General features: G+C 33.7%; 6 protein-coding genes. 5 read left to right on the top strand and 1 reads right to left on the bottom strand.

From position 1 onward, the window contains the following. Positions 1-8 precede the first annotated feature (8 nt). From bglX to F6464_RS02175, 4 genes are all read left to right on the top strand, one after another. Positions 9-2,303 (top strand): beta-glucosidase BglX, encoded by a 2,295-nt coding sequence (gene bglX, locus F6464_RS02190; RefSeq protein WP_394349386.1) that lies wholly within the window; start codon positions 9-11, stop codon positions 2,301-2,303. A gap of 106 nt (positions 2,304-2,409) precedes the next feature. Further along, positions 2,410-4,509: a glycoside hydrolase family 97 protein gene (locus F6464_RS02185; protein ID WP_151106110.1), complete on the top strand. Its 2,100-nt coding sequence runs from the start codon at positions 2,410-2,412 to the stop codon at positions 4,507-4,509. A gap of 12 nt (positions 4,510-4,521) precedes the next feature. Continuing rightward, the gene (locus F6464_RS02180; protein ID WP_151106109.1) at positions 4,522-6,279 is read left to right on the top strand and encodes a discoidin domain-containing protein; all 1,758 of its coding nucleotides are present in this window, start codon (positions 4,522-4,524) and stop codon (positions 6,277-6,279) included. Positions 6,280-6,465: 186 nt separating this feature from the next. Beyond that, positions 6,466-7,902, top strand: a complete 1,437-nt coding sequence (locus F6464_RS02175) for an MFS transporter (RefSeq protein WP_151106108.1) — start codon at positions 6,466-6,468, stop codon at positions 7,900-7,902. Between the two features lie 208 nt (positions 7,903-8,110). On the opposite strand, the gene F6464_RS02170 is transcribed toward F6464_RS02175, so the two are convergent. Next, a complete protein-coding gene (locus tag F6464_RS02170; protein ID WP_151106107.1) occupies positions 8,111-11,671 on the bottom strand; it encodes a reprolysin-like metallopeptidase in 3,561 nt (1,186 codons plus the stop codon). 320 nt (positions 11,672-11,991) lie between these two features. On the opposite strand from F6464_RS02170, the gene F6464_RS02165 reads away from it, so the two are divergent. Continuing rightward, the gene (locus F6464_RS02165) at positions 11,992-13,968 is read left to right on the top strand and encodes an alpha-ketoacid dehydrogenase subunit alpha/beta (protein ID WP_151106106.1); all 1,977 of its coding nucleotides are present in this window, start codon (positions 11,992-11,994) and stop codon (positions 13,966-13,968) included. Positions 13,969-14,155 lie beyond the last annotated feature (187 nt).

The following is a 14,155-nucleotide window of genomic DNA, read 5'->3' as shown; positions in this document are numbered from 1 at the left end:
TGATAAAAATTAAATATATACTACTACCGTTAATTTTATTTGGAGTAATCTCCACCTATTCTCAAAAATCAAAAGCAAATAAAATAATTGAGACTAAAGATATTTTTGTCACCAATTTAATGGCTAAAATGACTCTAGAAGAAAAATTAGGTCAATTGAATTTGCCTACTTCTGGAGATATTACAACTGGTCAAGCCAATAGTTCTAACGTTGCTAAAAATATCGAACAAGGAAAAGTAGGAGGATTATTCAACATCAAATCAGTTCAAAAAATAAAAGAAGTACAAAAAATAGCTGTTGAAAAAACGCGATTAAAAATTCCATTACTTTTTGGTATGGACGTTATTCATGGCTACGAAACCACATTCCCAATTCCGATTGCATTATCCTGTACTTGGGATATGAATTTAATAAAAAGAAGTGCGCAAATAGCAGCCCAAGAAGCCAGTGCAGATGGGATAAATTGGACGTTCTCTCCAATGGTAGATATCTCTCGTGATCCGCGCTGGGGCAGAGTTTCTGAGGGTAGCGGAGAAGACCCATACTTAGGAAGTCAAATTGCAAAAGCAATGGTTACAGGTTACCAAGGCGATGATTTATCTAAAAACAGTACTATTTTATCTTGCGTAAAACACTTTGCGCTTTACGGAGCTCCAGAAGCAGGGCGAGAGTATAATACAGTTGATATGAGCCGAATTAGAATGTACAACGATTATTTTCCACCTTATAAGGCGGCTATTGATGCTGGCGTAGGTTCGGTAATGGCTTCTTTCAATGAAGTAGATGGAATTCCAGCTACAGCAAATAAATGGTTAATGACCGATGTTCTGAGAAAGCAATGGGGATTTAAAGGTTTTGTAGTTACAGATTATACCGCAATTATGGAAATGGAATATCATGGTATAGGCAATTTGCAAACAGTATCAGCTTTAGCACTAAACGCAGGTGTAGAAATGGATATGGTTAGTGAGGGATTCCTAAACACCATAAAAAAATCATTAGAAGAAGGAAAAGTAACTATAGACAAAATAGACAACGCCGTTCGATTAATTTTAAATGCAAAATACGATTTAGGATTATTTCAAGACCCTTACAAATATTGTGATAGTAATAGAGCAAAAACAGAAATTTTCACTAATTCAAATAGGAGTGAAGCTCGAAAAATTGCCACTGAATCTTTAGTTCTACTTAAAAATCAGAATCAATTGTTGCCCTTAAAAAAATCTGGAACTATTGCTGTTATTGGTCCATTGGCCGATGCTAAAGAAAATATGGCGGGAACTTGGAGTGTTGCTACTAAACAAGAAAATTCCATTTCGTTGATAGCTGGTATAAAAGCGGTGGTAGGAACTTCTGCTAATGTACTTTATGCAAAAGGAAGTAACCTCGATTATGACCCTATTCTTGAAGAAAAAGGGACTATGTTTGGAAAAACATTACACAGAGATAAAAGAACTGCAGCAGAGTTAATAGCTGAGGCCTTGAAAATTGCCAATCAATCAGATGTAATTATTACTGCACTAGGAGAATCAGCTGAATTTAGTGGTGAATGCAGTAGTAGAACCAATCTTGAAATTCCTCAAGCCCAAAAAGATTTATTACAAGAATTATTAAAAACGGGTAAGCCCGTTGTCTTAGTTCTATTTAACGGAAGGCCATTAGTTTTAAAGCAAGAAAACGAAACCGTTCCTGCTATTTTAGAGGTTTGGTTTGCAGGTAGCGAAGCTGGGTTTGCTATTGCAGATGTTTTGTTTGGCGATGAAAATCCATCAGGAAAATTAACTACCACTTTTCCAAGAAGCTTAGGTCAAGTACCCATTTATTACGCTTCTAAAAATACAGGAAGACCGTTAGGAAACATTGAAGGAAAATTTGAAAAGTTCAAATCTAATTATATTGATGAACGAAATGAACCATTATTTCCTTTTGGTTTCGGATTAAGTTACACTACTTTTGAGTACAGTAATATGAAACTTTCTTCTTCAAAAATGAATACTAATGATAAATTGAAAGTATCAGTTGATGTTACTAATACTGGAAATTATGATGGAAAAGAAGTAGTACAATTGTATATAAGAGATTTAGTAGGCACTGTTACAAGACCCTTAAAAGAATTAAAAGGTTTTCAAAAAATTGCTTTAAAAAAAGGAGAAAAGCAAACAGTAACTTTTCAAATTTCACAAGAGGATTTAAAATTTTATAATTCTGATTTAAAATTTGTTGCTGAAACTGGTGAATTTGAAGTTTTTATTGGAGGAAATTCGGATACCCAATTAAAAGAAAAATTTGAATTAGTAAATTGATTTTTTTTTTGGTGTTTATGTTTGAAAACCCTTCATGATTTAAATGAAGGGTTATTTAAATACCAAACTAATTTAATTACTTTTATACTTTCTTAAAACAAAACATATGAAATTTATTTTTTCTTTAGTATTCCTTTTGGCAATGGGAAATATTAATTCTCAGAGTGTTCAATCTCCATCAAAAGCTATAACATTAAATTTTAAACTTTCAGAAAACGGAAAACCCAATTACGCTGTAACCTATAAAAACAAACCCATAATTCTAGAAAGTTTTCAAGGTTTAAAATTAAAAGGCGGAATTGATTTGGCTTCCAATTTTAAAATTGACTCTGTAAAAACAAGTACTTTCAACGAAACTTGGAAACCTGTTTTGGGTGAGCAAGCTACAATTAGGAATCATTATAATGAGCTAACAATTACTCTTTCTCAAACTAAAGTTAACGTTAAAGTAAATATTATTTTCAGAGTTTTTGATGAAGGAGTTGCCTTTAGGTATGATTTTCCAAAACAACAAAAACTGAATTATTTTATCATTTCTGATGAAGTTTCTGAATTTAATTTAACTGGAAATCATAAAACTTTTTGGTTGCCTGGTGATTTTGATACCAACGAGTACATTTATGAGGAAACTCTTTTTTCAGAAATAAATACCGATAAAGTTAATTTAAATAATGGAATTGGTTTTAAAGCAATCAATAAAAAATTTATGGTGCAAACACCATTAATGATGAAATCTTCTGATGGAATTTATTTAAATGTTTTTGAAGCAGCCGTTGTCAATTATCCAGTCATGCAGCTGGATATAGAAACGCAAACATATAAATTGAAATCCAGTTTAGCACCAAATGCATTGGGAGATAAAGCCTATTTGCAAACGCCATGTGTTTCTCCTTGGAGAACCATAATGATTAGTGATGATGCTCGTTATATTGTAAGTTCTAAAATGATATTAAACTTAAATGAACCTTCAAAAATTGATGATACTTCTTGGATAAAACCAATGAAATACGTTGGTGTTTGGTGGGAAATGCATGTCGGGAAATCGACTTGGGATTATGCAGGTTCTCAAAATGCTCAAAATGCATTAGATAAAGAGTTGAAACCCTCAGGAAAACATGGTGCAACAACCGCCAATACAAAACGGTATATCGATTTTGCTGCTAAACATGGTTTTGACGGTGTACTGGTTGAAGGCTGGAATGTAGGTTGGGAAGATTGGTTTGGCAATTGGAAAGAAAATGTTTTTGATTTTCTAACTCCTTATCCTGATTTTAATTTAAAAGAAGTGAATGATTACGCTAAATTAAAAGGGATTAAAATGATCATGCATAGCGAAACTTCAGGTTCTGTAGCCAATTTTGAAAGGCATTTAGATCGGTCATTAAACTTAATGAAAGAATATGGCTATACCGCAGCCAAAACGGGATATGTAGGAAGAATTATTCCAAGAGGAGAGTTTCATGACGGGCAAACTATGGTCAATCATTATAATTTTGTAGCGCAACGGTTTGCCGATTATAAAATGATGGTCAATTCGCATGAAAGTTCTCGACCTACTGGTTATAACAGAACCTATCCTAATTATATCGCAGCCGAAGCTACTCGTGGAAATGAGTTTAACGCTTGGAGTACAGGAAATCCTCCTATGCATGAAACCATTTTGCCATTTACACGACTATTGGGTGGGCCATTAGATTATACACCAGGGATTTTTGAAGTTAAGATGAGCTACTATAATGCTTCAAAAAAAGAGCAGGTTCACACTACTTTAGCAAAACAATTAGCACTTTATATAACCATGTACTCTCCATTGCAAATGGCTGCAGATTTACCTGAAAACTATGAGAAATATCCAGATGCTTTTCAGTTTATAAAAGATGTAGCCGCTGATTGGGATGACAGTAAATATTTAGAAGCTGAACCTGGGGATTATCTTACGATTGCCAGAAAAGCAAAAGGAACAGAAAATTGGTTTTTAGGAGCAATTACTGATGAAAATTCTAGAAAAACAGAAATAAAATTAGATTTTTTAACACCAAATAAAAAATACAAAGCGACTATTTATCAGGATGGGAAAACAGCTGATTGGCAAAAGAATCCAATTAATTATGAAATTAAATCATTGTTAGTAACCTCAAAAACAAAATTAAAATTAGTATTAGCCGCTGGTGGAGGAACAGCAATAAGCTTTTTTCCAATTAATTAAAACTACATCTAAATGAAATATCGGATTGCACTATTTTTACTGTTAATCAATTCAACTTATGGAATTGCCCAACAAAAAACCTATTGTAATCCCATTAATATTGATTATGGCTATTGCCCAATTCCCAATTTTATAACCCAAGGAAAACACCGCGCTACTGCTGATCCGGTAATCACTTTTTTTAAAGGAGAATATTTTCTTTTTTCTACCAATCAATGGGGGTATTGGCATAGTAAAGATATGCTAAATTGGAAATTTACCTCCCGAAAATTCCTTCGCCCAGAACATAAAGTATACGATGAATTGTGTGCACCATCATTGTCATTTGTTAATGATACTTTATTAGTGGTTGGTTCTACTCAAGGCAAAGAATTTCCCATTTGGATGAGTACCAATCCAGAAAAAAACGAATGGAAGGAACTAGTTCATAAATCTGAAACTGCTGCTTGGGATCCTCAGATTTTTTGGGATAAGGAAAAAGATGAAGTCTATGAATATTATGGTTCCAGTAATTTGTATCCACTTTACGGAGTAAAACTCAATCGAAAGACTTTTCAGCCAGAAGGAGAACGCATTCCAATTTTAGCTTTAAATGATGATGAACACGGTTGGGAACGTTTTGGCGAACATAATGACAATACCTTTTTGCAACCTTTTACTGAAGGCGCCTTTATGACTAAGTACAACAATAAATATTATTTGCAATACGGAGCACCTGGAACCGAATTCAGTGGGTATGCAGATGGTGTATATGTTGGTAAAAATCCGTTAGGTCCTTTTGAATATCAGTCTCATAATCCTTTCTCCTATAAACCAGGAGGATTTGCAAGAGGAGCAGGGCATGGTGCTACTTTTCAGGATATGAATAATCAATATTGGCATGTTTCAACTATTGGAATTTGTACTAAAAACAACTTCGAAAGACGTATTGGCATTTGGCCAGCTGGTTTTGATAAAGATGATATTTTATATAGTAATACAGCTTATGGCGATTATCCAACGTATTTACCCTCAGAAAAAAAGAATCATCTTAATGAAAACTTTTCAGGTTGGATGTTGTTGAATTACAACAAACCCATTAAAGTTTCATCTTCTCTTGGAGGCTATCAGGCAAATTATGCTGTAGATGAAGATATAAAAACCTATTGGTCAGCAAAAACTGCAAATAAAGGAGAATATTTGATTTCAGATTTGGGAGAGCTTAGTACCATTAATGCAATTCAAATTAATTATGCGGATCAAGACGTTGAAATTATGGGAAAACCTGAAACTACATTAGGTCACAAGTATATTATTTACGCTTCTAGTGATGGAAAAAATTGGAAGACTTTAATTGATAAAAGTAAAAAAATAACTGATGTTCCTCATGATTATATTGAACTTCAAAATCCATCAATAGCAAGGTATTTGAAACTAGAAAATATTGAAATGCCAACTGGGAAATTTGCAATTAGCGGTTTTAGAGTTTTTGGAAAAGGAAGTGGAGAAAAACCAAAAACAGTTCAAAATTTCGTCCCCTTGCGTTCAGGTCCAAAAGTAAAAGGAGAAAGAAGAAATGTTTGGTTCAAATGGCAACAAGAACCTAATGCTGATGGTTATGTTATTTATTTTGGTAAATCTCCAGATAAATTATATGGATCTATTATGATATATGGTAAAAATGAATATTACTTTAATGGATTGGATAAATCAGATGTATATTATTTCCAAATAGAAGCTTTTAATAACAATGGAATAGGAGTGAAGAGCGAAATCAAAAAATCAGAATAGTTTTTTAAAACTATTTAATGAAGCTAAATTTCGTTAACAATTAATTTTTCATTTATTAGTAATTTTCACTAATAAATGTATATTTATAAAAATTTTAATTTTTTATTATATTATTATTTTTAGTACCAAAAATCTAGTATGTGATAAATCTATTCAATTTTAAATTAACCTTTTAACTAAATTTATATGAGTTCAGAAAATGTTCAAACCAAATGGGGACAATTTATTCCCTTAGTAATTGTATTCTTCTTTTGGGGTTTTGTTGCTGCAAGTAATGATATTCTTATTCCGGTATTTAAAAAAGCATTCGACTTAACACAAGGTCAAAGTCAGTTTGTCTCTATCGCTTTTTATATATCGTATACTATAGGTTCATTAATATATATGGGAATTTCTTTATTAATGGGAAAAGATTTAGTAAATAAAATTGGATATAAAAATGGATTAGCATTAGGACTTGTAATTTCTGCTCTAGGGACTTTATTATTCTATCCGGCAGCAAATACAGGATCTTATCCCTTAATGTTAGCAGGTTTATTTACAGTAGGATTAGGGTTTTCTTTGCAACAAACAGTAGCCAACCCATTAGCGATTGCTTTAGGACCAATTAAAACTGGCTCGCAACGATTAACTTTGGCTGGAGGAATTAATAATTTTGGGACCACCATTGGACCCCTAATTGTGAGTTTTGCTATTTTTGGTGCTTCAGCATCGGGCAATACAGATATGAGTATCGAAAGTGTTAAGATTCCCTATTTAGTATTAGGATTGGCTTTCTTAATTGTTGCTGTACTATTAAAACTGTCTTCTTTACCAGAACATCCAGAAACAATTGAAGAAACAATTGATGATGCAAATTCTTCAAAAAGTTCAGCATTACAATATTCACAATTAGTTTTGGGAATGTTTGCTATTTTTCTTTACGTAGGGGTTGAAGTTTCTACAGTCAGTAATTTACCAGCTTATATGGAAAGTAAATTAGGTTTTGCTATTGGTGATATTGCACCATATATTTCTTTATACTGGGCGAGTTTAATGATTGGTCGTTGGACAGGAGCTGTAGAAGCTTTTACTGATAATATGAGTACTCAAAAAATTCTACGATTTATAGCTCCATACTTGGCTTTCGGAGTCTTCTTGTTGGTTAATGCAGTTGCAAAACACGATTTAACTCCTTTTTATATCTACGGATTAATTATTTTGATTCTAATTGCTGCTGATATGGCAAGTAAAGGGAATCCTGCAAGAATGTTATTGATTTTTTCTTTATTAGGAATTGTGGCTTTATTTACTGGAATGGCAACAAGCGGAATGGTGAGTGTTTATGCTTTTACAAGTGTAGGATTGTTTTGTAGTACACTTTGGCCGTGCATCTTTACTTTAGCGGTAAGCGGATTGGGAAAACACACCAGCCAGGGAAGTAGTTTCTTAATTATGATGATTATGGGTGGTGGAATTATAAGCTGGCTACAAGGAACGGTTTCAGAAAGTATTGGAATTCAGAGCAGTTATATTGTTGGTGTTTTATGTTTTGCTTATTTGGCTTTTTATGCCTGGAAAGTTAGTGGGATATTGAAAAATCAAGGCATTCATTTTGATCAAAAAATTAGTGGTGGACATTAATTAAAATTTAAATATTTACCAATTCTTTTTTTGATTATTTTTTTATCGATAATTAAATAAAAACGTAGATTAATTTAAATAGCTAATTAAACTTCTAATTTCAATGCAAATCTCTTTTTTGTTCAGAGTAGAAACCAATTAAAAACAGTTACATGAATACACATGTAACTGTTTCAATTAGAATTAAATTACTAAACAGAGTCTCATTTTATTGTTTAATAAAACGTTTTACTGTAGTACTTCCATTGTTAGAAACTTCTAATAAATAGACTCCTGCATTGATTTTCGAAACCGATAAGCTACCATTCTCAATTTTTCCTTTAGTAATTTCCTGACCTAATGTATTAATAATTCTGTAGGAAGCATTATCTGCGAAAGAAATATGCAATACATCTCCTTTTACTGGGTTTGGATATATTTTGAAATCATTTAGTAGACTAGAATTTTCTTTTGCGGCTGTATTTGCAAAACGACTACCCAAATCCCCACAACTATCTATTGCATAAGAATCCCATTCGGCCGTGAGGTTAAAAGTTGAATTAGGAGAAGTTATGTTAGTTTTTCTTCTGATTGTAACATCTATAGCAAAATTAGCCGTTCCTCCGTTAAAAGTTCCAATAATATCAATCAGAACTCCATTTTTAAATAAACCAATAGCATCATTTCCGTTATATGTCATTTCATTTGCTGCCGTAGATATATTTGCTGAAGAAGTGCTGTAACAAGTTAAGGCGATTGAACTGTGTACAATGACAAATTTAGCTCCAGTGTTTAAAGATCCCGATAGAGCTAAACCCGAACTCCAAGTACCAGCACCGTTAGTTTGTTTTTTCACAGTATAGACAGATAAATCAACAGCACTGCCTGTATTGTTGGCTATCTCTAAGGCTTTGTTGAATGATGTGCCTTCAATATATTCGGAGAATATTAAGTCTGTTGCACCTCCACCAAATACTGAATTAGTAGTTACACTAGCAGTATTACTGGCAATAGAAACATTCCCTGCTGCATCTTTTGCTTTTACGGTAAACGTATACGCTGTTGAAGCAGTCAATCCACTTACAGCAAATGTTGTTTCGGTAGTAGTCGATCCAATTAAAGAAGCGCCTTGATACACATCGTATCCAGTTACTGCTACGTTATCAGTAGCTGCAATCCAAGATAAGTTTGTTGTGGTTTGAGTGGTTCCTGAAGCGGCTAAGTTTGTTGGAGTAGATGGAGCAGTAGTATCGGAAGCTGCCAAAGTAGTTACACTAGCAGTATTACTGGCAACAGAAACATTTCCTGCTGCATCTTTCGCTTTTACAATAAACGTATATGCTGTTGAAGCAGTCAATCCAGTGATTGCTAATGTTGTTGCGGTAGTAGTCGATCCTTTTAAGGTAGCCCCTTGATAGACATCGTAACCCGTTACCCCTACATTATCAGTAGCTGCAGTCCAAGATAAGTTGGTTGAGGTTTGAGTGGTTCCAGAAGTGGCTAAGTTTGTTGGAGCAGATGGAGCAGTAGTATCGGAAGCTGCCAAAGTAGTTACACTAGCAGTATTACTGGCAACAGAAACATTTCCTGCTGCATCTTTCGCTTTTACAATAAACGTATACGCTGTTGAAGCAGTCAATCCAGTGATTGCAAATATTGTTGCAGTAGTAGTCGATCCTTTTAAGGTAGCCCCTTGATAGATATCGTAACCCGTTACCGCTACATTATCAGTAGCTGCAGTCCAAGATAAGTTGGTTGAGGTTTGAGTGGTTCCGGAAGCGGTTAAGCTTGTTGGTGCTGTTGGTGCTGTTGTATCAGTTGCGGCTGCTGTTATTGTAAAGTTTGTGTTTGAAACATCAAAGAAAATATGATTGTTTCCTTTTACCATGATTCTGTTTTGTGTTCCAGCAGTATTTGGAATTGTGACTGCTTGAGTACCATCATTAGGAGTTGCAGCCAATAAAGTTGTCCAAGTGCTTCCAGCATTTGTAGATATCAGAATGTCTACATTGGCACAATTCACCCCATTGGAGGTAGTACCGGCTACTGCCCATGTAACGGTTTGTATAGAATTCCCCACATAAGAAACAGCAGTATTTGGTGAGCTTACTGTAAATGGACCAGCGGTAGCATTTACTGTTACAATCATATCATCGCTATTGTTGGCAGGTCCGCCTGCTCTGTTATCACGAACAGTTACTCTAAAATTCAAGGAACGTGCAACTGAAGGCAAGGCTTCTGTCGTAATTTCTAAACCTGCAGTAGTCGTTGCTCCCGTTAATGCAGAAGACATTTTAGGGAAATATCTTGTAGGAGATGTAGTTGGATTGTAGGATCTAAAATTAACTCCAGATGTTTTCGTGGCACTAGGTGCAGCGGCTGTATTTTGAGAATCCATTTGTTCCCAATCATAAGTAAGAGCATCACCGTTTGCATCAGTTCCTGTTCCTGTTAGCATAAACGGAGTGCTTTTAGGAACTGTATAATCTAAACCTGCACCTGCTGTTGGAATGGAATTTCCAGTTACGGTTGTAGTTTGGCAAGTGGTTGTTTTGATATAATTAGTGATCTGCTGTACACTGATTGCATGAAAGTATGGGTCTGAATGCGCTTGAATGTCTAAGGTAGTAATACCAGCATATCCCATAATGGTTGACCCACTTCCAGGCTCCATTTGAACTCCAGTTCCTTCATTGCTGTGGGTAAAGGTGTGGTTACCGCCAAATTGGTGTCCCATTTCATGTGCTACATAATCAACATCAAAATTATCTCCTGATGGAATACCATCAGAAGGAGAGGTAAATCCACTTCCTTTTCCTAAAGGCACAGCCGTTGTTGGGTTTACACAAACACAGGCTATACAACCTGCATTTCCACCACCACCTGAAGCACCAAAAAGATGTCCTATGTCATAATTGGCATTTCCAATTGTACTAGTTAGTGCAGTTTGTAATTCTTGATTCCAAGCTCCATTTGAACCTGTGGTTGCGGCGGAATAAGGATCTGTTGAAGCACTAGTATAAATTACCAAATCATTATTGGCAATTAGATTCATGTGAATACCAAAGTCTTTTTCGAAAATACCATTTACGCGAGTCATGGAATTATTGATGGCCGCTAGAGCTAATGCTTTTGTTCCTCCAAAATAAGTGGTATATTCACCAGTTACAGATAGCGCTAAACGGAAATTTCTTAATTTGCCGTCATCAGCATTTGGTCTGGCAAATAAACTCAGTTTTATTGTACTAGGTGTAGCAGCTATAATTTTACATTCAAATTTATTGAGTGATGCTATTTTATCAGATTTAGTGTAGACAACATAGCTACTAAGATCTTTGGTGTATGGCTCAATAAAAACAGCCGTTTGGTCCGCTTTAATCAACATGCTGTAGAATCCAAGAGGAGATATACTGAAATAAAGTGTTGAGTTGGGATTATCTATCCCTTGACCCACGTACGATTTTATTTCAGGGTATTTTGTTGATAATTCTGGATCCATATTAGTTGATTCCTTAATACTGAATTTTTCTAATGTTCCTTCTGTTATAGGAAAGGAGACAATTACATTAGATTTTGCAGTACTTACAAAACGTTTAGGAGTTTTCGATAATGCTTTTTTTAAGGTGTTAAGTTCCAATTCAAATAATTGGGGATTTTTAATGTTGCTTTTATTTTCAAAAGTAACTGCTCCGATTTTTTTAACTGTTGATTTCCATAAAGTATTGGTAACTTGAGCAAAGGAAAAGGTTGTAAACACAAGGAATACAAACGAAAGTATTTTGTTTTTCATAATTTCATTAGTGGTATTTGTTAAAATAATATTCAAATGTAACAGTATTAATCAATAATAATTCAATAATTAAATCTATTTATTAACAATTTTACAAAGTTATTGTGTTTTTGATAGTGTATACTCAAAGTTTATACCAAATTAATGAACAAAAACACATATCTAGAATCGTTTTTTAGTATTTTTTTTTAATCATTACTGCAAGATGATTATTCAATTCAATTTTATAATACTCATCAATTTAAAAAAATGATACTTTTTAAGTACCAACTGTTATTTTTTTATACTTTTGAAGAAGTTACAAATTTCGATACAATATAATGAATTTTGAAAGAAAGAATCTTACTGATAATCAATTATTAAATTTATATAAAAGACTACTTAAGCCAAGACTTATAGAAGAGAAGATGCTTATCTTAATTCGTCAGGGAAAGGTATCAAAATGGTTCTCAGGTATAGGTCAAGAAGCTATTTCTGTGGGTATTACGGCTGTTTTAGAAAAAGACGAGTACATTTTGCCAATGCATAGGAATTTAGGTGTTTTTACAGGAAGAGACATTCCTTTATTTCGATTATTCTCGCAATGGCAAGGCAAAGCTAGCGGTTTTACCAAAGGACGCGACAGAAGTTTTCATTTTGGAACGCAAGAATATAAAATCATCGGAATGATTTCACATTTAGGACCTCAATTGGGTATTGCAGACGGTATTGCATTGGCCAATAGACTTAAAAAGAATGGTAAAGTAACTGCCGTTTTTACTGGTGAAGGTGCTACTAGTGAAGGTGATTTTCATGAAGCTTTAAATATCGCCTCTGTCTGGGATTTACCTGTTTTGTTTGTTATAGAAAATAATGGATATGGTCTTTCAACTCCTACAAGTGAACAATACCGATGTGAAAATCTAGCTGATAAAGGCATAGGGTATGGAATGGAAAGCCATATTATTGATGGAAACAATATTCTTGAAATTTTCGAAGAGCTTACTGAAATAGTAGCTTCAATGCGTATCAATCCTCGTCCCGTTTTATTGGAATTCAAAACATTTAGAATGAGAGGTCATGAAGAGGCGAGTGGTACTAAATATGTCCCTCAAGAATTGATTGACATGTGGGCAGAAAAAGATCCAGTAGAAACTTTTAAAAGGTATCTTATTAAACTAAATGTTCTTACTACAATTCAAGATGATACATGGAGAGCCGAATTTATAAAAGAGATTGAAGAAAATTTGTTGTTAGCGAATTCCGAACCAGAAATAATAGCCAGTTATGAGACTGAATTAAACGACGTATATAAAGCTTATGATTTTGAAGAAGTTACACCTTCGAATGAAACGGAGAATATACGTTTCGTTGACGCTATTTCTCAAGGATTAAAACAATCCATGATGAAGCATAATAATTTAGTGATCTTGGGACAGGATATTGCTGAATATGGAGGAGCATTTAAAATTACTGATGGTTTTGTATCTGTATTTGGTAAAGAACGTGTCATAAATACACCAATTTGTGAAAGTGCAGTAGTATCTGCTGGAATGGGGCTTTCCATAAATGGATTTAAAGCAATTGTAGAAATGCAATTTGCTGATTTTGTGTCTACAGGATTTAATCCAATTGTAAATTTGTTAGCAAAATCGCATTACAGGTGGGGCGAAAAAGCCGATGTAGTCATTAGAATGCCTTGTGGTGGAGGCAGTCAAGCAGGACCATTTCATTCGCAAACTAACGAAGCTTGGTTTACTAAAACACCAGGATTAAAGGTAGTGTATCCTGCTTTTCCGTATGATGCTAAAGGACTATTAGCAACAGCTATTAATGATCCTAATCCGGTGTTGTTTTTTGAACACAAACAATTGTACCGAAGCATTTACCAAGAAGTGCCTAAAGAGTATTATACATTGCCCTTAGGCAAAGCTACGTTGTTAAAAAAAGGGAACGATATTACTATTATAGCATTTGGAGCAGCCGTACATTGGGCAATTGAAACTTTAGAAATAAATCCCCAAATCTCTGCTGATTTAATTGATTTAAGAACTTTACAGCCATTAGATAAAGAAACTATTTATAATTCAGTAAAGAAAACAAATAAAGTAATTCTACTTCAAGAAGACACTCTTTTTGGTGGTGTCGCAAGCGATATTTCGGCAATGATTATGGAAGATTGCTTTGAATATTTAGATGGTCCTGTAAAACGTGTTACCAGTTTAGATAGTCCTATACCTTTTACAAAAACGTTAGAAGATCAATATTTACCCAAAAGTAGATTTGAAAAAGCTTTATTTGAATTATTGAAATACTAAAAAACAGATTTTTAAATATTAAATTTTCTTTTTTAAGGGATCAAGCTATCTAATTTTATTAAAAAATTTATCGTATTTCATTGTTACTATTTTATTTATTGTTAAATTATTAATATGAATTTGTTTTAGGGCGTTTTGAGATTTGTTTTATATCATTTTTTTTGTAATATTGTTTTTTGTTAGTTTA

Source organism: Flavobacterium luteum (assembly GCF_008806775.1).
Lineage (GTDB): Bacteria > Bacteroidota > Bacteroidia > Flavobacteriales > Flavobacteriaceae > Flavobacterium > Flavobacterium luteum.
The sequence above is the reverse complement of the archived record's forward strand: the minus strand, read 5'-3'. Positions and strand labels throughout refer to the sequence as shown.

Bases quoted from the DNA above. Each gene is read 5' to 3' on its own strand.
- F6464_RS02185 (WP_151106110.1), top strand. From the start codon at position 2,410: ATGAAATTTATTTTTTCTTTAGTATTCCTTTTGGCAATGGGAAATATT.
- F6464_RS02175 (WP_151106108.1), top strand. From the start codon at position 6,466: ATGAGTTCAGAAAATGTTCAAACCAAATGGGGACAATTTATTCCCTTA.
- F6464_RS02170 (WP_151106107.1), bottom strand. From the start codon at position 11,671: ATGAAAAACAAAATACTTTCGTTTGTATTCCTTGTGTTTACAACCTTT.
- F6464_RS02180 (WP_151106109.1), top strand. From the start codon at position 4,522: ATGAAATATCGGATTGCACTATTTTTACTGTTAATCAATTCAACTTAT.
- F6464_RS02165 (WP_151106106.1), top strand. From the start codon at position 11,992: ATGAATTTTGAAAGAAAGAATCTTACTGATAATCAATTATTAAATTTA.